General features: G+C 57.4%; 24 protein-coding genes. 17 read left to right on the top strand and 7 right to left on the bottom strand.

All coding sequences use genetic code 11. The features are described 5' to 3' along the window. Window positions 1-60: 60 nt before the first annotated feature. Window positions 61-876: a posphoenolpyruvate synthetase regulatory kinase/phosphorylase PpsR gene (ppsR, locus tag MDG893_RS12170; protein ID WP_007154087.1), complete on the bottom strand. Its 816-nt coding sequence runs from the start codon at window positions 874-876 to the stop codon at window positions 61-63. 174 nt (window positions 877-1,050) lie between these two features. Here ppsR and ppsA point away from each other — a divergent pair, with 174 nt between their 5' ends. After that, on the top strand, window positions 1,051-3,423 hold the full coding sequence (gene ppsA / locus MDG893_RS12165) for a phosphoenolpyruvate synthase (RefSeq protein WP_007154086.1): 2,373 nt from the start codon (window positions 1,051-1,053) through the stop codon (window positions 3,421-3,423). A 25-nt stretch (window positions 3,424-3,448) separates the two neighbouring features. Next, a complete protein-coding gene (gene rraA / locus MDG893_RS12160; protein WP_007154085.1) occupies window positions 3,449-3,931 on the top strand; it encodes a ribonuclease E activity regulator RraA in 483 nt (160 codons plus the stop codon). Window positions 3,932-3,995: 64 nt separating this feature from the next. On the opposite strand, the gene MDG893_RS12155 is transcribed toward rraA, so the two are convergent. The 3 genes from MDG893_RS12155 to MDG893_RS12145 all read right to left on the bottom strand — a co-directional run bounded on the left by MDG893_RS12155 (window position 3,996) and on the right by MDG893_RS12145 (window position 5,569). Further along, a complete protein-coding gene (locus tag MDG893_RS12155) occupies window positions 3,996-4,298 on the bottom strand; it encodes a PilZ domain-containing protein (protein ID WP_007154084.1) in 303 nt (100 codons plus the stop codon). Window positions 4,299-4,480: 182 nt separating this feature from the next. Next, window positions 4,481-5,152 carry a TIGR04211 family SH3 domain-containing protein gene (locus MDG893_RS12150; RefSeq protein WP_040474557.1) on the bottom strand — a complete coding sequence of 224 codons (672 nt, stop codon included), beginning with the start codon at window positions 5,150-5,152 and terminating at the stop codon, window positions 4,481-4,483. A gap of 117 nt (window positions 5,153-5,269) precedes the next feature. Beyond that, a complete protein-coding gene (locus MDG893_RS12145; RefSeq protein ID WP_007154082.1) occupies window positions 5,270-5,569 on the bottom strand; it encodes a YciI family protein in 300 nt (99 codons plus the stop codon). A gap of 86 nt (window positions 5,570-5,655) precedes the next feature. Here MDG893_RS12145 and MDG893_RS12140 point away from each other — a divergent pair, with 86 nt between their 5' ends. Next, a complete protein-coding gene (locus MDG893_RS12140) occupies window positions 5,656-6,534 on the top strand; it encodes a PHP domain-containing protein (protein WP_007154081.1) in 879 nt (292 codons plus the stop codon). Here the strand turns inward: MDG893_RS12140 and MDG893_RS12135 are convergent. Both MDG893_RS12135 and rne read right to left on the bottom strand, forming a co-directional pair. Beyond that, on the bottom strand, window positions 6,531-7,070 hold the full coding sequence (locus tag MDG893_RS12135; RefSeq protein ID WP_007154080.1) for a YecA/YgfB family protein: 540 nt from the start codon (window positions 7,068-7,070) through the stop codon (window positions 6,531-6,533). The two genes, MDG893_RS12140 and MDG893_RS12135, sit on opposite strands and share 4 nt — an antisense overlap. Before the next feature lie 3 nt (window positions 7,071-7,073). Further along, window positions 7,074-10,217 carry a ribonuclease E gene (gene rne, locus MDG893_RS12130; protein WP_007154079.1) on the bottom strand — a complete coding sequence of 1,048 codons (3,144 nt, stop codon included), beginning with the start codon at window positions 10,215-10,217 and terminating at the stop codon, window positions 7,074-7,076. 597 nt (window positions 10,218-10,814) lie between these two features. Between rne and rluC the strand changes: the two genes are divergently transcribed. Genes rluC through MDG893_RS12115 form a run of 3 tightly spaced genes read left to right on the top strand, consistent with a single transcriptional unit; the run spans window position 10,815 to window position 13,628 of the window. Continuing rightward, the gene (gene rluC / locus MDG893_RS12125) at window positions 10,815-11,864 is read left to right on the top strand and encodes a 23S rRNA pseudouridine(955/2504/2580) synthase RluC (protein ID WP_083797697.1); all 1,050 of its coding nucleotides are present in this window, start codon (window positions 10,815-10,817) and stop codon (window positions 11,862-11,864) included. 50 nt (window positions 11,865-11,914) lie between these two features. Continuing rightward, complete coding sequence (locus tag MDG893_RS12120) at window positions 11,915-12,562, top strand: HAD family hydrolase (RefSeq protein ID WP_007154077.1); 648 nt, start codon at window positions 11,915-11,917, stop codon at window positions 12,560-12,562. A gap of 25 nt (window positions 12,563-12,587) precedes the next feature. Next, the gene (locus MDG893_RS12115) at window positions 12,588-13,628 is read left to right on the top strand and encodes a S49 family peptidase (protein WP_007154076.1); all 1,041 of its coding nucleotides are present in this window, start codon (window positions 12,588-12,590) and stop codon (window positions 13,626-13,628) included. Here the strand turns inward: MDG893_RS12115 and MDG893_RS12110 are convergent. Beyond that, window positions 13,595-14,230 carry a Maf family protein gene (locus MDG893_RS12110; protein WP_040474552.1) on the bottom strand — a complete coding sequence of 212 codons (636 nt, stop codon included), beginning with the start codon at window positions 14,228-14,230 and terminating at the stop codon, window positions 13,595-13,597. The genes MDG893_RS12115 and MDG893_RS12110 overlap by 34 nt on opposite strands. Window positions 14,231-14,351: 121 nt before the next feature. Between MDG893_RS12110 and MDG893_RS12105 the strand changes: the two genes are divergently transcribed. The 11 genes from MDG893_RS12105 to MDG893_RS12055 all read left to right on the top strand — a co-directional run bounded on the left by MDG893_RS12105 (window position 14,352) and on the right by MDG893_RS12055 (window position 23,135). Then, window positions 14,352-14,909 carry a YceD family protein gene (locus MDG893_RS12105; RefSeq protein WP_007154074.1) on the top strand — a complete coding sequence of 186 codons (558 nt, stop codon included), beginning with the start codon at window positions 14,352-14,354 and terminating at the stop codon, window positions 14,907-14,909. A 71-nt stretch (window positions 14,910-14,980) separates the two neighbouring features. Next, complete coding sequence (gene rpmF / locus MDG893_RS12100; protein ID WP_007154073.1) at window positions 14,981-15,160, top strand: 50S ribosomal protein L32; 180 nt, start codon at window positions 14,981-14,983, stop codon at window positions 15,158-15,160. 44 nt (window positions 15,161-15,204) lie between these two features. Beyond that, entirely contained in the window at window positions 15,205-16,206 is a 1,002-nt protein-coding gene (plsX, locus tag MDG893_RS12095; RefSeq protein WP_007154072.1) for a phosphate acyltransferase PlsX, read from the top strand. Between the two features lie 129 nt (window positions 16,207-16,335). Continuing rightward, window positions 16,336-17,271, top strand: a complete 936-nt coding sequence (gene fabD, locus MDG893_RS12090) for an ACP S-malonyltransferase (protein WP_040474551.1) — start codon at window positions 16,336-16,338, stop codon at window positions 17,269-17,271. A 16-nt stretch (window positions 17,272-17,287) separates the two neighbouring features. Further along, the gene (gene fabG / locus MDG893_RS12085) at window positions 17,288-18,031 is read left to right on the top strand and encodes a 3-oxoacyl-ACP reductase FabG (protein WP_007154070.1); all 744 of its coding nucleotides are present in this window, start codon (window positions 17,288-17,290) and stop codon (window positions 18,029-18,031) included. A 133-nt stretch (window positions 18,032-18,164) separates the two neighbouring features. Next, window positions 18,165-18,398, top strand: a complete 234-nt coding sequence (gene acpP, locus MDG893_RS12080; protein ID WP_007154069.1) for an acyl carrier protein — start codon at window positions 18,165-18,167, stop codon at window positions 18,396-18,398. Between the two features lie 115 nt (window positions 18,399-18,513). Then, entirely contained in the window at window positions 18,514-19,761 is a 1,248-nt protein-coding gene (gene fabF / locus MDG893_RS12075) for a beta-ketoacyl-ACP synthase II (RefSeq protein ID WP_040474550.1), read from the top strand. Between the two features lie 7 nt (window positions 19,762-19,768). Next, complete coding sequence (locus tag MDG893_RS12070) at window positions 19,769-20,587, top strand: aminotransferase class IV (RefSeq protein ID WP_007154067.1); 819 nt, start codon at window positions 19,769-19,771, stop codon at window positions 20,585-20,587. A gap of 4 nt (window positions 20,588-20,591) precedes the next feature. Beyond that, on the top strand, window positions 20,592-21,659 hold the full coding sequence (mltG, locus tag MDG893_RS12065; protein WP_007154066.1) for an endolytic transglycosylase MltG: 1,068 nt from the start codon (window positions 20,592-20,594) through the stop codon (window positions 21,657-21,659). Beyond that, window positions 21,656-22,288 carry a dTMP kinase gene (tmk, locus tag MDG893_RS12060; protein ID WP_007154065.1) on the top strand — a complete coding sequence of 211 codons (633 nt, stop codon included), beginning with the start codon at window positions 21,656-21,658 and terminating at the stop codon, window positions 22,286-22,288. Before mltG ends, tmk begins: the two co-directional genes overlap by 4 nt. A 67-nt stretch (window positions 22,289-22,355) precedes the next feature. After that, the gene (locus MDG893_RS12055; RefSeq protein WP_007154064.1) at window positions 22,356-23,135 is read left to right on the top strand and encodes an AraC family transcriptional regulator; all 780 of its coding nucleotides are present in this window, start codon (window positions 22,356-22,358) and stop codon (window positions 23,133-23,135) included. Window positions 23,136-23,151 lie beyond the last annotated feature (16 nt).

Raw genomic sequence — 23,151 nt, 5'->3', positions numbered from 1 at the left:
CTCGTAACGGAAGGCCGGCGCTCTTCATGGGAGAGGGCGCCGGCCTTTTTGTTATCTGCTTTAGCGGTTCCGTTTAAGCCCGGTGCTGACCATGATGCGCGTAGAAATTTCCTCCACGGAATACGCCGTCGTGTTGAGGTAAGGAATTCGTTCCCGGCGGTACATCAGCTCAATCTCCTCAATTTCATGCATGCACTGCTTCATAGACGAATAACGGGAGTTTGGTCTGCGTTCGTTTCGGATGGTGGCCAGCCGCTCCGGCTCGATGGTCAGCCCGAAAATTTTCTCCTTGTGAGGGCGCAGCGCAGCGGGCATCTGCTGGTCGTCCAGATCTTCCTCGGTGATGGGATAGTTGGCTGCCTTTACTCCATATTGCAGGGCCAGATACAGGCAGGTGGGAGTCTTGCCGCTGCGGGAGGCACCGACGAGAATCAGGTCTGCCTCGTCGTAATGACGGGTGCGGGCGCCGTCATCGTTATCCAGCGCGAAATTGACGGCATGGATGCGCCGCTCGTAACTGCCTTCGTTGTTGATGGCGTGTGACTTGCCAACGGTATAGGAGGACGACGATTGCAGCTCCTGTTCCAATGGATTCAGGAACGTGCCGAAGATATCCACCATGAAACCATTTGCGCCGGCGATGACATCACGGATATCGCTATTAACGATGGTGTCGAACACCAGCGGTCTCATGCCATCGATTTCCTCCGCTTTATTAATACGCTTGACCATCTCCCGGGCTTTGTCAGCGTCATCAATATATGGCACCGTAATGCGTTCAAACTCGATTTTCTCAAATTGTGCCAGAAGGCTGTGCCCCAAGGCCTCGGCGGTCAGGCCGGTGCCATCGGATATAAAGAAAGCGGTTCGTTTCATGGTGTGCGGTCCGGCTCCGTATTTGGCGGCTACCCTAGGTAAATTCCACAGGTTACAGTATCATACACGCCAAGTTCGAGAGCCCGCAGTGGAGAATGCAGTAATTGCAGGGTTGAAATCAGCTCCACCTGTCCGGTTTGGCTCTTTGCTACAATGAATCAAGGGAGACACGCTTTGGAAGATTACATTATCTGGTTTGATCACCTGGGAATGTCAGACGTTGACCGGGTCGGGGGGAAGAATGCCTCCCTCGGTGAAATGATCAGTAATCTTGCCAACGCAGGTGTTACCGTTCCGGGTGGCTTTGCCACAACCGCCCATGCCTACCGCGAGTTCCTGGCTAAGGATGGTCTTCGCGAGAAGATCGACACTGCTCTGGATGCCCTGGACATCAATGATGTGAACGAGTTGGCGCGGGTCGGCTCCGAAATTCGCCAGTGGATTCTCGATACGCCATTTCCGGACGCACTGGAGAAGCCGCTTGCGGATGCCTATGCAAAGTTACGCGATGGTAACGACAACCTCGCCGTGGCGGTGCGTTCTTCAGCTACTGCGGAAGATCTTCCGGATGCGTCCTTCGCTGGTCAGCAAGAGACTTTCCTGAACGTTGTGGGCCTGGAGCAGGTACGGACGTCTGTAAAGGAGGTCTTTGCCTCTCTGTTCAATGACCGCGCCATTTCCTACCGCGTCCACCACGGGTTTGATCACAAACAGGTCGCGTTATCGGCTGGCATTCAAAAGATGGTGCGCAGTGAGACCGCTGCCAGTGGGGTTATGTTCACGCTGGACACGGAATCCGGTTTCCGGGATGTCGTGTTTATCACCGGCTCCTACGGCCTGGGCGAAACAGTGGTGCAGGGTGCTGTGAACCCCGATGAATTTTACGTTCACAAGCCCACGCTCACTGCGGGTAAGCCTGCCGTTCTGCGCCGCAACCTGGGCAGCAAGGCCATCAAGATGGTCTATCATACGGACCCCGCCGCAGAGCAGTTTGTGGAAACGGTCAAGGTTGAGCAGGACGATCGTAATCGCTTCTGCATCACCGACGCAGAAGTGGAAGAATTGGCCAAGCAGGCCATGATCATCGAAAAGCATTACCAGCGCCCGATGGACATCGAGTGGGCGAAAGACGGTGATGATGGCCGTATCTACATTGTGCAGGCCCGCCCGGAAACCGTTAAGAGCCGTGCCTCCGCCAACGTCATGGAGCGCTACCTGCTCAATGAGACTGGCACCATCCTGGTGGAAGGTCGCAGTATCGGCCACAAGATTGGCAGTGGCCCTGTAAAAATTGTAAACAGCATCAAAGAGATGGACCGCGTTCAGGCGGGTGATGTTCTCGTTACGGATATGACTGACCCGGACTGGGAACCGGTGATGAAGCGGGCGTCCGCCATTGTTACCGATCGCGGCGGGCGCACCTGCCACGCGGCGATTATTGCGCGGGAGCTTGGTATTCCAGCCGTGGTGGGCTGTGGTGATGCCACGGAACTACTGAAAGACGGCCAGGAAGTAACCGTGTCCTGCGCCGAAGGCGACACCGGAATGATCTACGAGGGCAGCCTGGATTTCGAGCTTAAGGAAAACACGGTCGACTCCATGCCCGCCATTCCGTTCAAAATCATGATGAACGTGGGTAACCCGGACCGGGCCTTCGACTTTCAGGCCTTGCCCAATGAAGGTGTCGGCCTGGCGAGGCTCGAGTTCATTATCAACCGCATGATTGGCGTGCACCCGAAGGCGCTGCTGAACTTTGACGGCCTGCCGAGGGATATCCGCCAGACGGTGGAGAAGCGGATTTCCGGGTACAGCTCGCCGGTAGACTTCTACGTCGATAAGCTGGTCGAGGGAATATCCACCCTTGCCGCTGCCTTTGCGCCCAAGAAGGTGATTGTGCGGTTGTCCGACTTCAAGTCCAATGAATACGCCAACCTGATCGGCGGTACCCTATACGAGCCTGACGAAGAAAACCCGATGCTGGGCTTCCGTGGTGCTTCCCGGTATATCTCCGAAACCTTCCGCGACTGTTTTGAGCTTGAATGCCGGGCTCTGAAGAAAGTCCGCAATGAAATGGGGCTGACCAACGTTGAGATCATGGTGCCGTTTGTTCGTACTGTGGGGGAAGCTGAGCAGGTGGTGAATCTGTTGGCGGAAAATGGCCTCAAGCGTGGCGAGAACGGATTGCGTGTAATCATGATGTGCGAGCTGCCCGCTAACGCCCTGTTGGCCGAGCAGTTCCTGGAGCACTTTGACGGCTTCTCGATTGGTTCTAACGACCTGACCCAGTTGACCTTGGGGCTGGACAGGGACTCCGGCATCATTGCCCATCTGTTCGACGAGCGAAATGATGCCGTCAAGGCGTTATTGGGCAGTGCTATCCAGGCCTGCAAGAAGGCCAATAAGTACATTGGTATCTGCGGCCAGGGGCCATCGGATCATCCTGATCTGGCCAAATGGCTGATGGATCAGGGGATCGATTCCGTATCACTGAATCCGGATTCGGTACTGGATACCTGGTTCTTCCTCGCGGACGAGAAAATAGACTGACCATTTCGAGAAAAGGAGCGCGTGCGTGCCTATCGTAACCCCTGATCTGTGTGACGATTACCCCGAAATCCTGGTGGTAGAGCCGGGTTTCCGCAACTTTGGTGGCGTGGACGCCTTCGGGGGCGAGATCGTGACGGTAAAATGCTTCGAGGACAACTCTATCGTAAAGGAACAGGTTGCCCTGCCGGGTAACGGTCGTGTGATGGTTGTCGATGGTGGCGGATCAAAGCGGGCCGCTCTGCTAGGCGACATGCTGGCCGAGAAAGCGGCGGATAATGGCTGGGCCGGGCTGGTGATCTATGGCTGCATTCGAGATGTGGATGTCATTGGAAAGACGGCCCTGGGGGTGCAGGCGCTGGGTACGCACCCGCGCAAAACCGAGAAGCGTGGAGTGGGTGACCTGGACGTGCCGGTCACCTTCGGAGGCGTGACCTTCCACCCCGGCCATTACATCTATGCAGACAACAACGGCATCGTGGTTTCCGAAAAGCCACTGAAGATCGACTGATACAGCCGTTTGCCCGGTAGTTCCACCACGCACTACCGGGCTACATTTCCCTGGACCGTCCCGGTCAGCGTTTTACCTTTACAATCTCCATGCCCAAGAGAAATCCATCCCCGTCAGGAACGCAGCGAAGCACGCGGCAAACCGTTTCGAACGGCGGGAACTGCTCGCTGGTGGAGGGGAGAAGGGTGTGGATTTCATCCCCTTCGGCAAACGCCCTTTCCACATAAAGCTGCATGCCAGTGCCGCTGAGATCCCGGCAAATGCCAGGAATCGCGACGCCATTGTTGTCTGTGAGTTCGATTTCCGAGTTCATTGTCATGCGGTGGAAATCGCGTTTTTCTGAATAGTCCTTCATGGTTTCAGACATCCCGGCACCTCGCGGTTGTTGTTTTGTTAGTTATAAATGCTAAGGGTGGAAGCGTCAAAGAATTCATGGGAATAAAAATTCGGGAAACCCTCATATTTAGTATTTAGATTCCCCGAGTAACACTATATGTGGGCTTTCGGAGGGGCGATTCCTCCGACATCTCCCGCTGTGGAGGAGATGCGTTATGCCCAGTTGTCCGTTTTCCTTGAAGGCTTGAGCAATGGGATGACAAGGGCCAGAATTACCCCGAGCAGCACAAGGGCTGCACCCAGTAGCATGAAGTCGGATTCCTTTTTGGCTTCCAGGCGCTCTTTTTCTGCGGTGAGTACTTCCAGGTCGTTGCGCAGCCTCTGGTTTTCTTCGCGAAGCTCGCTATTCCGCCGATTCAGATTGATGGAGTCCGAGGCGACTTCCTTGATATTACGAAGCTCTTCGCTGAGTCTCCCTGAGCGAGCCTCCAGGGACTCTTCCGAACTCCTGAGTTCGTTCCGCTCATTGGTGACTTCTTCAAGCTGAGTTCTGAGATTGCTCAGTTCATTGCGAGCCTGCTCCAGTTGCCGGTTGTTGGCTTCCAGACGCTGACGCGCAATAGGAGTGTCGGTGAGATAGCGTGACACCATCCAGCCTTCGATGCCGTCCGGCGTGCGTACACGGCTATACCCTGATTCCGATGTTTCCAGCAGCTCAAGCGAGGTCCCGCTCCGGACTCCTGAGTGCAGAATTCGGTACTGTGTCCCTTCACCACTTCGGATCGGAGCGTAGAGCGTGTCATCGACATAAACGGTTTTGGCGTGGGTTGACGTTGCAGCCACCATCAAAACGATAATGCAGGTAATCAGACGTAAAGGCGTCACTGGTTTTATTCCCTGGAACAGCGATTTAAGGCGCAATTTTGTCATAGATGCCGGGTCATACAAGGTGGAGTTCATTACAAAAAGCTCATGGTGCCAGGTGCAGGCAACCGTGCGCCCTCAGGGCAGTACAGCCTTGAAGGGTTTGACGATCACTTTCTGGTACACACCGGCATCCACGTAGGGGTCGGCATCGGCCCAGGCCTGGGCCGATGCCAATGAATCAAATTCGGCTACAACCAGGCTGCCGGTGAACCCTGCGTCACCGGGTTCCGGTGTGTCCAGGGCCGGGTGGGGGCCCGCGACCAGAAGGCGGCCTTCGTCTCTGAGCAGCTTTAGCCGTTCAATGTGGGCAGGACGGGCAGAAGACCTCAGCGGCAGGCTGTTCTCGACATCTTCGCTGATGATGGCGTAGTACATGATATTCTCCGGATATTTACTGACACAGTGTAATACCTGGCTGGTACACTGGCGTTGATGGTATTTACTCTGAAATCGGGAAAGATGTGACTATAACCCAAGAAGCTGACTTCTGCATTGATCTGCATTGCCACACGACGGCGTCCGACGGCGCGCTGCCACCGAAGGAATTGGTCGCACGTGCGCACGCCAGAGGTGTTACCCACCTTGCCATAACAGATCACGATACCATCGCCGGGCTTGAAGAAGCATCGGAGGCCGCACGGGAGGCTGGTCTTACGCTGATCGCCGGTACCGAGTTGTCCTGCCTCTGGAAAAGTCACACCATACATGTCGTCGGGCTTGATTTTGACGTTGATGATGAGCGTCTGAAGCAGGCGTTGGAGCGGCAGAACAAGAACCGTTGGTCCCGGGCCCGCACCATTACCGACAAGCTTTCAAAGCTGAAAATTGAAAACCTGCTCGAGAAGGCAACGGATAAGGCGGTCGGCGACGTGCCCGGTCGGCCTCATTTTGCCAGGGTGCTGGTGGAAGAGGGGGTGGTAAAGGATATCGCCCAGGCGTTCAAGCGCTACCTTGGAGCTGGCAAGGCGGGGGATGTAAAGGGTTTCTGGCCTGAATTGCCGGAGGTAGTCCGGTGGATTACAGAGGCCGGAGGTGTGGCCGTGCTGGCTCATCCCAGGAAGTACAAGCTTACCGCAACCAAACTGCGTGCGCTCGTTGCCGACTTCCGTCAGGCGGGAGGCCGGAGTATTGAAGTCTCAACGTCAGGGCAGTCCAGTGGTGATCTGGGCTTTCTGGCGGAACTGTGTCGTCGGGAAAATCTGCTTGCCTCCCAGGGCAGCGATTTCCATTTTCCCGGTGCGCCCTGGTGTGAGCTTGGGGCCATCATGAAAATGCCAGACGGGCTTGAGCCTGTCTGGCATCATTTCAAACAACCGGCAGGGGTTCCCGCAGCGGTTTAATCCGGTGCGTGGAACAGCAGGTACAGGTCGGTCAGCGAGTCGGGGATCGCGTCTGCCATTTGCCGGGACAGTTTCTCGCTGTTTCGGACATTCTGGAAGTCTTCATCCTCGAACAGTCCGGACAGCGTGAGCATCGGCACCAGCAGGTCTGCGGTTTCTTCTTCGCCGGCTTCCAGCCAGGCTTCCTCGTTCTCGAGGAAGGTGTCCACGAACCCGGCACACCAGTTCTCCAGCGCATTCATCGGGTCGCCATCTTCAGGCTCCGGCAACTCAAGGGGCTGGCCCATGTCCAGTGCGTGTGCCATATCCCTGCCGAGTTGCTCAACGGCTTGGCGGAACACATCCGGAACCTGGCCGCTGGGCGCCTGTTCGGCGCCTGTGGCCAGCCTGAAGATATCTTCAGTGCTCAAGGATGTCGGGCCTACCACGCTGGCGCAGACAACCCCATGCAAACCGAAAAAATCCAGGGCTTCGTCGCCCCAGGGTTCTGCGAAAAGGATGTCTTCCAGCGCTTCGATGTCCGAATCTGATAGCATTCGTTAATTACTCCCGGCCTTTTTGGCCTCTTCGGCGGCCCGCTGACGCTTACGAACTTCCCTCGGATCATTGTAGGCGCGGCCCGGGGTTACCGGTACATTGACCTGCTCACTCGGCTTTTCTTGCTCGATCGCGGGCTCAGCCGGCTTCTCTGCAGGCTTTTGAGTTTCCTCTGCCGGGGTAGCCTCGGCTTTTGGTTTCGCAGCCGGTTTGCTGGTGGCTTCCTGCGCTTCTTCAGCCTTACCCGCTGCTACCGGCTCGGTAGCCGGGGGAGCGGTTTCGGGTTGTTCCGCTTTCTCGGCTTTGGGTGTCGTTGGCTCTGCGTCGGCAGTGCTGTCGGCCTTGGATTCCGGCTTGGGTTTGGTGTCAGCTTCTGCTGGTTGTGACTTGGCGGCCACTTCCTGCTTGGCGGTCTCGGTCTCTGCGGCGGCTTCTGGAGCCTCTTTTTCCGAAGTTGCCTGTTCAGCCTTGTCCGCCGTCGCATCTGCGTTGGCGGTTTCAGCTTTCTTTTCAGCTGGCTTCCTTGATGACCGGCGTGGCCGGGCAGGGCGTTTCGGTTTCTCCTCAACGCTTGTGTCGGCCTCAGATTTCGCTGCCTCATTGCCAGCGGTGTCCGACGGATCCGACTTCGCATTGCCAGACATTGCCGGCGTCGGCTGCTTTTCGGGCGCTTCACTGGGCTCTGCGCTATCGACTGTTGGTTCAGCGGGCTTCTCCGGCGATTTCTCGATTGGCGCCTCCGTTGTACTTTCCGCCGACTTCGCTTCGACACGCTTTTCAGCCAGGTTTTCCACCGGCTTCGGCTCTGCCGTATTGGCCGCCGCTACGTCCGGTTTTCCTGCGGGTTGAGTGGCAGGTTGCTTATCGGCCAGCTCTTCCGGCTGAGTATCCTTCTGATGTTTCTCGCTGCGGGCGGACTTCCGATCTGCCGGTGTGGACGCCGGGCTTTCAGCGGGGGAGCCGTCGCGATTACGGTTGCGTCTTGGTTTGCGACGTTTTTCATCGGCGCCAGACTTGTCGGCAGCAGCGCTTTTCTGGCTTCCGGTGTCCTGTGGTTCCTGACGGTCCTTCTGGTCTCTGGTCTGAGGCTTGTTGCGCCCCTGTCCGCGACCCTGGCCCTGAGGTTGGCCGTCTTTGCGATTGCCGTCCCTACGGCTATCGGCTGTCTTGTCGGCACCGCCCTGCTGGCTCTGGCCGTCTCCGCGATTGCGGTTTGCACCTCGGTTACGTCCTCGGTTGTCGTCGCTACGGCTGCTATCACCGCGATTGGCGCCGGCCTGACGACGGTCGGCACCGCTACGATTGCCGGAACGATTGTCGTCACGTGCGACCCTGGATTTGCGACGGTCCTGGCGGTCCTGAGTACGGCGGTCGTCACGGTTGGAGCCGGCAGTATGTTCCCGTTTCACCGGTGGCTCACCGATGACTTCCTCACCGCTGAAGAAATCGGCGATCTTGCGACCAAGCTTGCGGAACAGGCCTTCGGTCTGTTCGGCTGGTGTCTCTTGCGCTGCTTTTTCCGGGGTAGGCGCCGGTGCAACCGGACGAATGGCTTTCACGGCTGCCTGTTCGCGAACCGGTGGCTGGGCAGCGGGAGCCTCGAAGATTTCCTCTTCCCGCTCACTGTACTCCTGGGCCACCTGGTAGCTCGATACGTGCTCCACGCCGGCCTCATCGTCACGCATGCGCAGGATTTCGAAGTGCGGCGTTTCCATATGAGGCGCGGGAACCACCACCACTTCCACTTCCTGGCGGGCTTCGATGTCGGCCAACTGTTTGCGCTTCTCATTCAGCAGGAATGTGGCGACGGCGACGGGCACCACGGCGCGAACCTGACCGGTTTTTTCCTTGGAAGATTCCTCGTAGATCAGGCGCATGATGCTCAGGGCCAGAGATTCGATGCCCCGAATGGTGCCCTGACCTTCACAGCGAGGGCAGACTTCGCTGCGGGTTTCACCAAGGGATGGACGCAAACGCTGACGCGACATCTCGAGCAGGCCAAAGCGGGAAATCTTGCCCACCTGGACCCGGGCACGGTCGATTTCCAGTGCTTCGCGCATCTTCTGCTCGACTTCGCGCTGGTGCTTGGCCGGGGTCATGTCGATGAAGTCGATCACGATCAAGCCGCCCATGTCCCTGAGGCGCAATTGACGGGCAATCTCTTCCGCCGCTTCCAGGTTGGTCTGGAGCGCTGTTTCCTCGATATCATGCCCCTTGGTGGCACGGGAGGAGTTGATGTCGATGGAGACGAGCGCCTCGGTGGGATCGATTACGATGGAACCACCGGATGGCAGCTTCACTTCACGCTGGAAAGCGGTTTCGATCTGGCCTTCAATCTGGTAGCGGCTGAACAGGGGAATTTCGTCCTTGTACAGCTTGATCTTGTTTTCGAACGATGGCATGACGGCACGAACGAAGTTCAATACATCCTCGTAAACCGTTCCGGCGTCAATCAGAACTTCACCAATGTCCTGGCGAAGGTAATCGCGTACAGCGCGGATGATGACGTTGCTTTCCTGGTGAATCAGGAACGGCGCCTTGCGCTCGCCGGCGGCCTGGGAAATGGCTTCCCAGAACTGTACCAGGTAGTCCAGGTCCCACTGCAATTCTTCCGTGGTGCGGCCAATGCCGGCAGTGCGAACAATGATGCCCATGGATTTGGGCACCTGTACATCGTTCATAGCCTCTTTCAGTTGCGCCCGTTCTTCACCTTCGATGCGACGGGAGATGCCGCCAGCGCGAGGATTGTTGGGCATGAGCACGAGGTATCGGCCCGCAAGGGAGATAAAGGTGGTGAGTGCGGCACCCTTGTTACCACGTTCTTCCTTATCTACCTGGATAATAACTTCCTGACCTTCAGCAACCACATCCTTGATGTTGATCTTGCCTTCAATCTGGCCGGGGGATTTCTTGAAATACTCCTTGGAGATTTCTTTGAGGGGGAGGAATCCGTGGCGCTCCGCGCCGAAGTCCACAAAGGCGGCTTCCAGGCTGGGCTCTACACGGGTAATGCGTCCCTTGTAGATATTGGCCTTTTTCTGCTCGCGGGAGCTGGATTCGATGTCGAGGTCAAACAGGCGCTGGCCGTCAACCAGGGCTACGCGCAACTCTTCGGGATGAGTTGCATTGATTAGCATTCTTTTCATGGAAAGAAATGGTTCCTGTCGTTTGGTTTGGACAGAAAACCTGGGGGAATGGCATCAGCGAAGCAGAACTTGCGTGCCGCGGACCCCTTGTAACAGGGGCAATCCGGCGGCCAGACGAATCAGATCCCAGCGGGGAATTTCCCCGGGGTTCCGAGGCCACCGCTGACGGTTCGCCTGCCTGTGGGCAGGAAAGAGTCGCTTAGGGTCAGAGTCTGTTGGCGCATGTTATCCGTTTTCAGGTTCACGCTGGTGCCTAGGTCTCACGTCGTATTCGTATGCTGGACGGCCCGGCCCTGCGTGCTGGTAAAGATTCTTCGCGATGTCGCCCGACGGTTTTCCGTACGGTTTCTTGTTCTCCCGGTTCCCGGACAGTGGCTGTCATCAGCATCTTCCGTTTTGATCCGGGAGGATTTCAATCGCCGAGCCCGGTAATGATTGGGCTTTCGGCGTTCAAACTCTCAAATAGTGTCGGTATACTCCTGCCGCTCCGGCTTCTGGCATACTGGCCAGGCCGTAGACAAACGGCAGAGCACGCCGGAATATAACAGTATTCGCCGGCTCCTTCAATCCCGCAGGGTTTCCCGCGGTAAGGTATCCATGTCCAGATCGACCAGGCAAAAACGTCCCCCTTCCTCACCACAGTCTGTCGGTGGCGGCAAGAGCAGCGCTGCACCCGGCCCCAGAGGCGGGGAGGTTAAGCAGGGCGTGCGAAAGGTGGTGGTTGATGAGGACAATCACGGCCAGCGCGTGGACAACTACCTGATGGCGCAGATCCGAGATGTGCCGCGCAGTATTATCTATCGCATTATTCGCAAGGGCGAGGTGCGTGTGAACAAGGGCAGGGTAAAGCCCGACACCCGTCTGAACACGGGGGATGAGGTGCGCATTCCGCCCGTTACCCGAAAGGAAAAGCCGGCGCAGGTTGTTCCGGGGTCCCGGGTTCAGGGCGTCATGCAGAGCGCAGTGGTGTTTGAGAATGATCAGATGTTGGTGGTCAACAAACCGTCGGGTATCGCGGTGCACGGCGGTAGCGGTCTGGATTTCGGGTTGATCGAAGTCTTGCGGGCGGCACGACCGGAAGCTCGGTTCCTGGAACTCGTGCATCGGCTTGATCGGGATACCTCAGGGCTGGTGATGGTCGCGAAAAAGCGTTCTGCGTTGCGTTATCTGCAGGACGAGTTGCGTCACAAGCGTATTCGTAAGCATTATCATGCCTTGGTGGCGGGTGACTGGCCGGGATCTGTGAAGAAAGTCAGCGAGCCGTTGTTGCGGTTTGAGCTTGGCTCCGGTGAGCGTCGTGTCCGTGTGGATGACGCAGGAAAGGACTCGCTCACCCGCTTCCGGGTGCTGGAGTCTTTTTCAGGGTACACCCTGGTCGAGGCTTCACCGGTAACCGGCCGTACCCATCAGATTCGCGTGCACAGTGCCTGGGCCGGTCATCCGATTGCCGGGGATGACAAGTATATGGATGATGTAAGCCTGCGGGCATTTCGCTCCGCCGGCGGTCAGCGTTTGATGCTCCATGCCCGTGCTCTGGATTTCACGCTGCCCCCCTCGGGAGAGTCTGTTCATCTTGAGGCGCCCTACGATGAGGCTTTCGGCGAACTCATGGCCAAACTGGCGGCGCGCCGGAAGGCATCCGAATAATCCGTTATTCTGTGGCTCGCAGGCAGGATAACCGTACCAAGGTAGTATCAATGGACGTAAAGGTCGTGATTTTTGACTGGGACGGAACGCTGGTTGATTCCGTTGATCATATTGCAGACAGCCTTCACCAGGCGGCCACCGAATTGGGGTATCCGGAACTGGAGCGGGAAGCCTATCGCGATATCATCGGCCTGGGCATGATTGAGGCTCTGGAGAAACTGTATCCCGGTATAACGCGGGAGGAAATGACCACCATCCGTGAGGGCTATGCCCGTTACTTTTTCGCCAAGGTGACCACGCCCCAGAATGTGTTTGCAGGCATGGCAGATGTACTGGCTGACCTGCGTCTGGGCGGTCGCGGCTGTTCGGTGGCCACTGGCAAGAGCCGTCGTGGTCTGGAGGGTGCGCTGGTGTCCAGCGGCCTTGGCCCGCATTTCGATATTACCCGCTGCGCCGATGAAACCCGGTCCAAGCCCGATCCGGCGATGCTCGGAGAGATCATTCGCTTCTACGGCATTGAGCCAGCGGAAGCGGTTATGATCGGCGATACCCGGTACGATCTTGAGATGGCCCAGCGAATCGGAATGCCGTCTATTGGTGTGGAGTGGGGTGTGCATAAACGGGATGTGCTGGGGCACTACGCGCCGCACGCGATCGTCGATTCGGTAAAAGACCTGCGCGACGTCCTTTGTCTCTGAACCGTAACAGCAACAGGAAGTAGCAATGAGCGAGTGGGAATCAGATAAACATCCCGGCTGGGGTAGCGAGCCAGAAAGTGGGGCGAACAGAGCCGCGGGGAGTCGCCGCACACCGGCGATGCCGCCGGAGTCAGCTCGCGATTGGAAGCTGATCGAAAAGCTGGTGATGTCGCTGCAGTCGGAGCAGAGAAAAAGCCGCCGCTGGGGGATATTTTTCAAGCTGCTGACATTTGGGTATCTCTTTGCATTGCTACTGATGATCCAGTTCCCGCTCAGCGGTGCGCTGGAATCCGCTGCCAAGGGAAAGCACACGGCGCTTGTGGAGATTGAGGGCACCATAGCGGCGGACGAGCTTGCCAGTGCCGACAACATCGTAGGTTCCCTGCGCGAAGCGTTCGAGGCGGAGAATTCGGTGGGGGTGATCCTGCGTATCAACAGTCCGGGCGGCAGCCCGGTCCAGTCCGGTTACGTCTATGACGAAATCGTTCGGTTGAGGGGCGAGTATCCGGAAAAGAAGGTGTACGCGGTGATTTCCGATATTGGAGCCTCTGGCGCCTACTACATCGCTGCTGCTGCGGATGAAATATACGCCGACAAGGCGAGTCTGGTGGGTTCGATCGGTGTGGTGGCCGGCGGTTTCGGTTTTACCGGGATTATGGATAAGCTGGGAGTCGATCGCCGTCTATACACGGCGGGCGAGAACAAGGCTTTCCTGGACCCGTTCTCACCGGAGGAAGAAGAAGAGGTGAAGTTCTGGCAAGACGTTCTGGAAACCACTCACAGTCAGTTTATCGAGAGTGTGCGTAAAGGGCGGGGTGATCGGCTCGCGGATGACGAGCAACTGTTCTCAGGGTTGGTCTGGAGTGGCGAACAGGCGCTCGAGCTTGGTCTGATCGATGGCCTTGGTAGCTCATCTCACGTGGCAAGGCAGGTTATTGGCCAGGAGGATCTTGTGGACTACAGTCGCCGTGAATCGCCGTTCCAGAATATCGTTGACCAGTTCGGCGTTTCCGTGGGCAGTGGTATTGCCAGCTATCTCGCTGAATCGCGACTGGAGCTGCGCTGAGAGCTGCGGGGCTGGCGCAATGGGTTCAGCCCCCAATGCAGGAGCATTCTGGTGAGAGCGATCAACGGCAGCCCGATCAGGCTGTTCGGATCGTCCCCCTCCAGTCGCCTGAACAGAGTGATGCCCAGGCCTTCCATCTTGAAACTGCCTGCGCAGTCATAAGGCTTCTCAACGTGCAGGTAGTTGTCGATTTCGTCCGCGTCGAGCTCCCGGAAGTGGGCATGGAAGTGTTCGCAGTGGCTCTGCCGTTCGCCGGTCCCGGAATCCAATAGTACCAGGCCAGTCAGGAATGAAACTTTCCGGCCGCTGCTGCGCTTCAGTTGCTGCACGGCACGCTCATGGGTTTCCGGCTTGTTCAGCAGGGTGTCATCATCGAGGCAGGCAACCTGGTCAGAGCCGATGATCCAGTGATCCGGGTAATCCCCGGCGAGCGCTTCGGCCTTCTTCAGCGCCAGGCGCACGGCCAGCTGTTCCGGGCTCTCGCTCACCTCTGGCGTTTCGTCGACGTTCGGTGATGCAGCCTGGAATGGCAGCCCCAGCCGTTCCATCAGCTGTCGCCGGTAAGGTGATGATGAGGCAAGTAGAAGTGGGTGGTGTTGCATTGGGTTCCTTATGTCATCGCTTGGTATTATCGTAGAATACACCTATCCGCAGCGTAACCCCTGGCCAAAAGCGCATGAAGTCTTTGACAGCAGGCGGCCAGGTCCCTAAAATTGCGCGCCTATGTCAAAAGCCTCAAGCACCGAGCTGCCCAAAACTGTCGATCCTTACCGGTTGGCAGAGCAAGAAATAGTGTTGGAGGGAGAAATCCCTCTGCAGGCATTGTCTCGTTTTGGTGATTCTGTATTCGGTTTTGAGGACGGCGCAGTGTGCCGGGTAAGCCTGTCATTCTCCATGGACGGCGAACGCCGACGCATGGTGACAGGTGAGCTCGAGGCACCGGTTACCCTGGAGTGTCAGCGCTGCATGGGGCCCATGCAAAAGACACTGGTCTCCCGCTTTACGTTGGGGTTGGTGACCAGCGACGAGCAGGCCCAGCAGTTGCCAAAAGAGCTTGAACCGTTTCTGACGGACGATTTCAGCGCGGATTTGTGGTCCTTGACTGAGGACGAACTGTTGCTGGTTCTGCCTCCGTTTCCGCTTCACGAGCGTGACGAATGTCCCGCCCGAGAAGAACTGGAAGCTTTTGAGCCGGATGAATCCGGGGACGAGGAGCCGGTCAGGAAGGCTGAAGACAATCCGTTCAGTGTGCTGGCGGATCTCAAGACAAAGAAACATTAATCAGGCGTCGTTTTCCCTGGAAACCGTCGCGAATTTAACGAACACACGTTTATCAGGTCAGGAGCATAATCATGGCTGTACAGAAAAACCGAAAGACCCGCTCAAAGCGCGGTATGCGCCGTTCACATGACGCTCTGAGCACGGCGGCTCTGTCCACTGACACCACGACAGGTGAAGTGCATCTTCGTCACCACGTGTCGCCGGACGGTTTTTACCGTGGCAAGCAGGTAATTGAGGCTCGCGACGAGTAAACCGTCGCGCGCAAATCCACCCGCCAGTGCGAGATGGAGGAACGGTGAAGCCGGTCACCATCGCAATTGACGCCATGAGTGGTGATCGCGGAGCCGATATTGTGGCCTCCGCTGCACTGGATGCGGTGAAAGAAAACGAAGCCTTGAGTCTTGTTCTGGTAGGTATCCGGAGTGAGCTTGAGGCTTTGTTGCATCCTGGGCACCCGCGGATTCGTATCGTCGAAGCTGCAGATGTCGTGCGGATGAACGAGCGGCCCTCCCATGCGCTTCGCCACAAACGCAATTCGTCCATGGCCGTGGCGCTGGGGCTTGTCCGCGACGGTGCAGCTCAAGGCTGCGTCAGTGCCGGCAACACCGGGGCACTCATGGCATTCGGCCGTTCTGTTATCCGCATGTATCCGGGTATTGAACGCCCTGCAATCGCCAAACTGATTCCTTCGCTTCGGGGGCGTTGCCACGTGCTCGATCTGGGCGCCAACGTGGACTCCACCGCGGAGAACCTCTATCAGTACGCACTGATGGGCTCACTGATGGCGTCGGCCATCTGCAATCAGCCAGAACCGCGAGTCGCTCTGCTTAACGTTGGCGAAGAGGAAATCAAGGGCAATGAGCAAGTGCGGCTTGCCTCTCACATGCTGGCTCAGTGCGATACCATCAACTATATCGGATACATTGAGGGCAGTGACCTGTTTCGCGATGTGGCGGATGTGGTGGTGTGCGACGGTTTTGTCGGGAATATTGCCCTGAAGACGGGTGAGGGTGTTGCCGGCCTGCTGATTGAGCTTCTGGAGCAAGCCTTTACCAAAACGTTGTACGGCAAGTGTGTCGGCTTTTTGGCGCGGCCGATCATCGGTCGGCTGCTTCGGCTTATGGATCCATCAAGGCACAATGGTGCCAGTCTCCTGGGCCTTCAGGGTGTGGTGATAAAGAGTCATGGCAATGCCAACGAGCGTGCCATGCTGGCCGCCATACGTCAGGCCGTTCGTGAAGTTGAGCTGGAAGTGCCCAGCCGCATCAACGACCGTCTCGATGACCTGATGATCTGAGCGCTCAAGCCTTGGCCTCTCCCTGAGACTAAAGTCTCTCCCCATTTTTGCTAGATTGGCCGGATCGGCCCCCAGGTTGTACTATTGGCTAATCTCCCGTAACCCCTCATTGACGGTAAGATTCCCACTATGAAATCAGCCTTTATTTTTCCCGGACAAGGATCGCAGTCTGTCGGTATGCTGGGAGCAGCTGCCGAGAACTGGCCGATCATAGAAAAAACGTTTTCCGAAGCCTCCGATGTACTGGGCTATGATCTCTGGCATCTATGCCAGCATGGGCCTGCGGAAGAGCTTAATCAGACCACAGTTACTCAGCCAGCGCTGTTGGCGGCGAGTGTCGCACTCTGGCGGCAGTGGTTTGTAGCCGGAGGTCAGGCGCCTGACTTTGTCGCCGGGCACAGCTTGGGTGAGTACAGCGCACTGGTTGCAGCGGAAAGCCTGAACTTTTTTGATGCCATTAAGCTGGTACGACTGCGTGGCGAGCTCATGCAGGCCGCTGTGCCAGCCGGCGAAGGCAAGATGGCAGCTATTCTTGGTCTCGAAGACGAAGACGTAACAGCAGCCTGTGCCGAAGCAGCGAATGGTGATGTGGTGGCCGCCGTCAACTTCAACGCTCCAGGGCAAGTGGTGATTGCTGGTGCCGCAGAGGCGGTTGAACGCGCCATCGAAGCCTGCAAGGCCCGGGGCGCCCGCAAGGCCATGCCGTTGCCAGTGAGCGTGCCTTCCCACTGTGCCCTGATGAAGGGAGCCGCAGAGGAGCTGGCAACCGCGTTGGACGAAGTAACGTTTAACGATGCTGTCATCCCGGTCATACAGAATGTTACCGCTTCCGTCGCCCAGGACAGTGAGTCCCTCAAGGCTAATCTGGTCAAGCAGCTATACTCTCCGGTGTTGTGGACCGATACAGTTCGTAAACTGGTGGCAAATGATGTTCGGATCGCTGTAGAGTGCGGCGCCGGTAAAGTCCTTGCAGGGCTGGCGAAGCGAATTGACCGTGAATTGTCGGTTTACGGCATTGACGAGCCGGATGCGCTGGCAAAGGCGTCAGAGGCATTTGGACAGTAATAAATAGGAGCAACACATGTCTCTTGAAGGCAAAACAGCGCTGGTAACGGGTGCAACTCGTGGGATCGGAAAGGCCATTGCAAAAGCGCTGGCAGATCAGGGCGCAATGGTGGTTGGCACGGCAACCAGTGAGAATGGCGCCGAGTCGATTTCCGCCGACCTGAAAGCAGCAGGTGCGAAGGGTTTCGGTATCGTAATGAATGTCGCCGACCCGGACAGCATCGAGGCTGGCCTGAAGGAAATCAACGAGAAAGCCGGTGCGCCGGCGATCCTTGTCAACAACGCAGGGATCACTCGTGATAATCTGCTGATGCGGCTGAAGGACGATGACTGGGCGTCGGTTGTGGAAACCAACTTGTCCAGCGTCTACCGGACCAGCAAGGCTGTATTGCGCGGTATGGCCAAGGCGCGATGGGGTCGGGTGATCAATATCAGCTCGGTTGTGGCTGGTATGGGTAACCCCGGACAGGCCAATTATTGTGCCGCCAAGGCCGGAGTTGAGGGTTTTACCCGCAGCCTGGCGAAAGAAATGTCGAACCGGGGCATTACGGCCAATTGTGTCGCCCCCGGTTTTATCGATACGGATATGACCCGAAAACTGGACGACAAGCAACGTGAGGCTATGATGGAAGTCATACCTGCCGGTCGTCTGGGTGAGCCGGAAGAAGTGGCTGCGGTGGTTGCCTTCCTGGCGTCGGAAGCCGCTGGTTACGTGACGGGTGAAACGATCCACGTGAACGGTGGTATGTACATGGGATAGTCCCCGAGGGGGGCGTGTGCGCAAACCCTTGTCGCACAACATGTTTGAATGGAACCCCTGCTTGTTTGCAGGTATGGTTTAAACTAAACTGGCAGCACTTAAGTTGCTTGGTTGACACAAAAGTGAGGACATTATGAGTACAGTTGAAGAGCGCGTGAAGAAGATCGTTTGTGAGCAGTTGGGCGTTAAAGAGTCCGAAGTTCAGAACACATCTTCTTTTGTAGAGGACCTTGGCGCTGACTCACTGGACACCGTTGAGCTGGTCATGGCACTCGAGGAAGAGTTCGAGACCGAGATTCCTGATGAGGAAGCGGAAAAGCTGGCGAGTGTCCAGGACGCGATCGACTACATCGTCGCGCATACCTGATACTCTGCACGCTTTATCGCCAGGCAAAAAGCCGTCCATGTGACTAGACATCGGACGGCTTTTTTATTGGCAGGAATTCCAGTTCATGATCAGCAAGGAACTCAGGTGAAGGGGTATGGCTAAACGACGTGTTGTAATCACAGGCATGGGAATGCTCTCGCCGCTGGGTAACGATGTGGATTCGTCCTGGGATGGCATTTGTTCCGGTCGCAGCGGCATTGCCGGGATCGACCGCTTTGATACCACCGGATACAACACACGGATCGGCGGTGGCATCAAGGACCTGGATATTGAACCGTACCTGTCCACGAAGGATGCCAGAAAACTGGATGCCTTCATTCATTACGGCCTGATCGCCGCTCAACAGGCGGTAGATGCCAGTGGTCTCGATGATTACACCGATCTTGATCGTGAAAGGGTAGGGGTTGCCATTGGTTCGGGCATCGGTGGTCTTGAATACATCGAGAAGAACGTGATCACGATGGAGAAGTCCGGGCCGCGAAAGGTGTCTCCCTTCTTCGTGCCAGCCTCCGTAATCAATATGATTTCAGGAAACGTGGCAATTCGTTTTGGCTACAAGGGCCCGAACATCGCCATCGTGACAGCCTGCACGACCGGCACCCATAACATTGGCTATGCGGCGCGCACCATTGCCTACGGAGATGCCGATGTGATGTTGGCCGGTGGTTCGGAGATGGCCACCACCCGAAGCTCTATTGCCGCGTTTTCAGCGGCGCGTGCGTTGTCTACCCGCAATGACGAACCGGAAAAGGCCAGCCGGCCGTGGGATCGTGGTCGGGATGGCTTTGTGCTCAGCGACGGCGCCGGCGTGCTGGTGCTGGAGGATCTCGAGCATGCGAAACGCCGTGGAGCCACCATTCATGGCGAAGTCATCGGTTTCGGTATGAGCGACGATGCGTTCCATATAACCGCGCCCCCTGAAAGCGGGGAGGGTGCCGCGCGCTCCATGAAGAATGCGATTCGCGACGCCGGGCTTGGCGCCAACGATATTGACTATATCAATGCCCATGGCACCTCTACGCTCGTGGGGGATCTGGCAGAGGTATCTGCAGTGAAGTCGGTATTTGCCGACCACGCCCACACGTTGGCTGTCAGCAGTACCAAGTCCATGACCGGGCACCTGCTTGGCGCTGCTGGGGCCGTTGAGGCTATTTTCTCGGTATTGGCGATCCGGGAGGGTGTGCTGCCGCCGACCATCAACCTTGACGATCCCGATGACGGCTGTGATCTGGATTTTGTGGCTGGCAAGAGCCGCAAGGCCGATGTCCGGGTTGCGTTGTCCAACTCTTTTGGCTTTGGTGGTACAAACGGCACCCTGATTTTCCGTCGTTACGAGGGTTGATCGGGTTGTGTTGAACGTTATTCGCCCTGACGGCAATGGTGTTTCCGCGACGGACCGGGGGGTGGCCTACGGTGATGGGCTATTTGAAACCATTCGCATGCGGGGCCGGCAAGCCGTATTGCGCTCACATCATCTGGATCGCATGGTGGCCGATGCCGGTCGCCTGGGCATTCCGGTCGAGCGCAGTGACCTGGATGCTGAAATCAGTCGCTCGGGTCGCGATATGGTCTCCGAATATGGCGATGGTGACTGGGTACTGAAGCTGGTCCTCACTCGAGGAGACGGCGGGCGAGGTTACCGGTGGCCTGTCGAGTGTGAACCAAACCTGATTGTCACCTCTTCTCCTATGCCCATGCTCCCCCCGTCCGGAGGCGTGGTTGCGGCGTTCTCGCAGTTTCCTCTCACCGTCAATCCGAGGCTCGCTGGGATCAAGAGCCTGAACCGACTGGAACAGGTGATGGCAAGCCGTGAATTCACTGGTGAGGAATTCGAACTGATCATGGCGAATGCCGACGGGCAGTTGCTCGAGGGTACGCGAACCAACCTCATTGTCAGGATGGAAGGCGAGTGGGTAACCCCTCCGGTTGAGAGCCTTGCAGTAGCCGGCGTCATGCGGCAGTACGCCCTTGAGTGTCTGCGCGCGGCAGGCCACACCATCCAGGAGCAGGTTATCCCGCCCGCGTTGCTGTCATCGTGCGGGCTGCGTGGACTGTATCTCGTCAACAGCGTAGTGGGTATTGTCGCGGTTCGCAGATTGGGCAGCGTTGATTTGCCTGTTGACGATGGGCTTGAGACAATCTGCGACCCTCTGAAAACTTTGGAATAAAAGCTTGCTCAAGAAGTTATTCATCTGTGTGTTATGTCTCTCCGTTCTGGCGCTCGCCGGGGGCGGCCTCTGGTTGTGGCAGGGGCTTCAGACCCTTGAGCAACCGGTGGCGCTGGATGAGCCGGTTCTGTTCAGCGTGCCCTCCGGGAGCGGTTACGGACAGGTTGCGCGTAAACTCGAAGCAGAAGGTCTTGCGGGCGACAGTCTGTGGCTGAAGATTCATGGGCGTCTGTACCCGGAGCAGGCGTTACTCAAGGCTGGCGAATATGAGTTCACCGATGGCATGACCAGTCTCGACATGATCAATGCGATGGTTTCCGGTGACACCAAGCACTGGCAGATTCAGTTCATCGAAGGCTGGACCTTCCGTGACATGCGCGCCGCGCTTGCCAGCAGTGAGCGTCTTGGGCAGGTGACCGCCGACTGGACCGATGAGCGGATCATGGAGGAGATCGGGGCCAGCGGGGTACATCCTGAAGGCCGCTTTTTCCCGGATACCTACCTGTTTACCAGCAGTGAAACAGACCTTGATCTGTTACGCCGGGCCTTCGAGCGAATGGAAGAGGTGCTTGCGACGGAGTGGCAGGCGAGGTCGGAAAATCTGCCTTACGATTCTCCCTATGAAGCTCTGATTATGGCGTCGATCGTTGAGCGCGAAACCGGTGCGGTCCATGAGCGAGAGCAAGTCGCGGGTGTTTTTGTCCGGCGCCTGGAGAAAGGTATGAGATTGCAGACCGATCCTACGGTCATCTACGGGATGGGGGAGAAATATCAGGGGCGAATCACCCGCAAGGATCTGCGAACCCACACCGACTACAATACCTACCGGATCGACGGGCTGCCGCCAACGCCCATCGCATTGCCCGGCCGGGAAGCCATTCATGCGGCTCTGAATCCGGCTGAAGGTGACACGCTCTACTTTGTGGCCCGCGGCGATGGCACCCACAAGTTCTCGAAAACCCTGGCGGAACACCAGAAGGCAGTGAGAGCGTTTCAGCTCAACCGCCGTTCAGACTACCGTTCCTCTCCGGCTCCGTCGCCGGACACAGCCGCGGAAGAGGGTGACCAATGACCCGCAGAGGGCAGTTCATCACCTTTGAAGGTACGGAAGGGGTTGGGAAGTCCACCCAGCTGGCAAACGCCGCGAGCACACTGGACGCGCTTGGTGTTGAATGCGTTGTGACCCGGGAACCTGGCGGCACCCCGATGGCGGAGTCCATTCGCGAGCTTTTGCTGGCGCCGCGTGATGAGCCGGTGAACGAAACCACCGAACTACTGCTGATGTTCGCTGCCAGGGCGCAACACCTCCATACGCGTATTCTTCCCGAATTGGAGGCCGGTCGCTGGGTGCTTTGTGATCGATTCACCGACGCCACCTTTGCCTACCAGGGGGGGGGGCGTGGTGTGCCCACCGAGCGCATAGCACTGCTGGAAAACCTGGTGCAGGGCACGGTGCGCCCGGATCACGTTGTCCTTCTGGATGCACCGGTGGAAACCGGTATGACTCGTGCCCGCCACCGGGGGGAGCTGGACCGGTTCGAACAGGAAGCGGTCGCGTTTTTCGAGCGAATACGCGAGACCTATCTCGCTCGTGCCGCCAATGCGCCGGGCCGTTATCACATTGTGGACGCCTCCCAGCCGATTGAGACGGTCAGCGCCGAAGTCTCGGGCCTGCTTCGGAATCTGGTGAATCGGGCGTAGTCGTGCAAGTTTGCCGATGATCTGCTTTAATTGAGCTACATTCTCAGGAAATCTCCGGATCGCGGGCATGTTGGACGCACGTTTGCTCAAGCTTCCCACCGCTTCACATCACCATCGCCATGAGCATCACCAAATCGTTGTTGGTGTTCGTGGGGAGGCCGACCTGAGTGTGGACGGAACAGGTTCGCACCTGGACACCTGGCGAGCCTGCCTGGTTCCCACCGAAGCCCGCCATGATTACTGTGGTGATCTGCAAAACCACGTTCTGGTTATCAATCTCGATCCCTACATGCCGGCCATAAATAGTCCAGGCCACAGTGAGTATGAAACGCTCGCGCCTTTGTTTGAGCGTCCGCGCACACTGGTTCTGGACAATAAGCTCCAAGGGTTGGTTCAGTTCGTGGCGGGAGAGTTCGATCGCTCGCCGGACAATCAGGATATGCAGCGCCACATGGGGGCAAGCATCCTGCACTGCATGGCCGAACGTCTGAACGAAGGCAGGGAGGTTCGCCAGAACCGCCATGCCATCAGCCCCGACACAATCCGCCGTTACATCATGGAGAATATTCAGCGCAAGATAACGGTGAGCGACCTTGCCAGTGTGGCCTGCCTGAGTGTCAGCCGGTTCCACGAGATGTTCCGTGACGTGACGGGTATTACCCCCCACCAGTTTCTGCTCCAGACCCGGCTTGACCAGGCCGTGCAATTCCTGACTCTGACCTCCCTTTCGGTCTCCGAAATCAGTTACCGGACCGGATTTTCCTCCCAAAGTGCCCTTACCAACGCGCTCAGGAAACACAAGGGTACGACCCCCTCCAGATTGCGTTTTGGTGAAAAAGTCGCCTGATTTGTTAAAAAAACCT

It is taken from the genome of Marinobacter algicola DG893 (genome assembly GCF_000170835.1).
Taxonomy (GTDB): Bacteria; Pseudomonadota; Gammaproteobacteria; order Pseudomonadales; family Oleiphilaceae; genus Marinobacter; species Marinobacter algicola.
The sequence above is the reverse complement of the archived record's forward strand: the minus strand, read 5'-3'. Positions and strand labels throughout refer to the sequence as shown.

Bases quoted from the DNA above. Each gene is read 5' to 3' on its own strand.
- ppsR (WP_007154087.1), bottom strand. From the start codon at position 876: ATGAAACGAACCGCTTTCTTTATATCCGATGGCACCGGCCTGACCGCC.
- MDG893_RS12155 (WP_007154084.1), bottom strand. From the start codon at position 4,298: ATGTCTGAAACCATGAAGGACTATTCAGAAAAACGCGATTTCCACCGC.
- MDG893_RS12145 (WP_007154082.1), bottom strand. From the start codon at position 5,569: ATGTACTACGCCATCATCAGCGAAGATGTCGAGAACAGCCTGCCGCTG.
- MDG893_RS12135 (WP_007154080.1), bottom strand. From the start codon at position 7,070: ATGCTATCAGATTCGGACATCGAAGCGCTGGAAGACATCCTTTTCGCA.
- rne (WP_007154079.1), bottom strand. From the start codon at position 10,217: ATGAAAAGAATGCTAATCAATGCAACTCATCCCGAAGAGTTGCGCGTA.
- rluC (WP_083797697.1), top strand. From the start codon at position 10,815: ATGTCCAGATCGACCAGGCAAAAACGTCCCCCTTCCTCACCACAGTCT.
- MDG893_RS12120 (WP_007154077.1), top strand. From the start codon at position 11,915: ATGGACGTAAAGGTCGTGATTTTTGACTGGGACGGAACGCTGGTTGAT.
- MDG893_RS12115 (WP_007154076.1), top strand. From the start codon at position 12,588: ATGAGCGAGTGGGAATCAGATAAACATCCCGGCTGGGGTAGCGAGCCA.
- MDG893_RS12110 (WP_040474552.1), bottom strand. From the start codon at position 14,230: ATGCAACACCACCCACTTCTACTTGCCTCATCATCACCTTACCGGCGA.
- MDG893_RS12105 (WP_007154074.1), top strand. From the start codon at position 14,352: ATGTCAAAAGCCTCAAGCACCGAGCTGCCCAAAACTGTCGATCCTTAC.
- rpmF (WP_007154073.1), top strand. From the start codon at position 14,981: ATGGCTGTACAGAAAAACCGAAAGACCCGCTCAAAGCGCGGTATGCGC.
- fabD (WP_040474551.1), top strand. From the start codon at position 16,336: ATGAAATCAGCCTTTATTTTTCCCGGACAAGGATCGCAGTCTGTCGGT.
- fabG (WP_007154070.1), top strand. From the start codon at position 17,288: ATGTCTCTTGAAGGCAAAACAGCGCTGGTAACGGGTGCAACTCGTGGG.
- acpP (WP_007154069.1), top strand. From the start codon at position 18,165: ATGAGTACAGTTGAAGAGCGCGTGAAGAAGATCGTTTGTGAGCAGTTG.
- fabF (WP_040474550.1), top strand. From the start codon at position 18,514: ATGGCTAAACGACGTGTTGTAATCACAGGCATGGGAATGCTCTCGCCG.
- tmk (WP_007154065.1), top strand. From the start codon at position 21,656: ATGACCCGCAGAGGGCAGTTCATCACCTTTGAAGGTACGGAAGGGGTT.
- MDG893_RS12055 (WP_007154064.1), top strand. From the start codon at position 22,356: ATGTTGGACGCACGTTTGCTCAAGCTTCCCACCGCTTCACATCACCAT.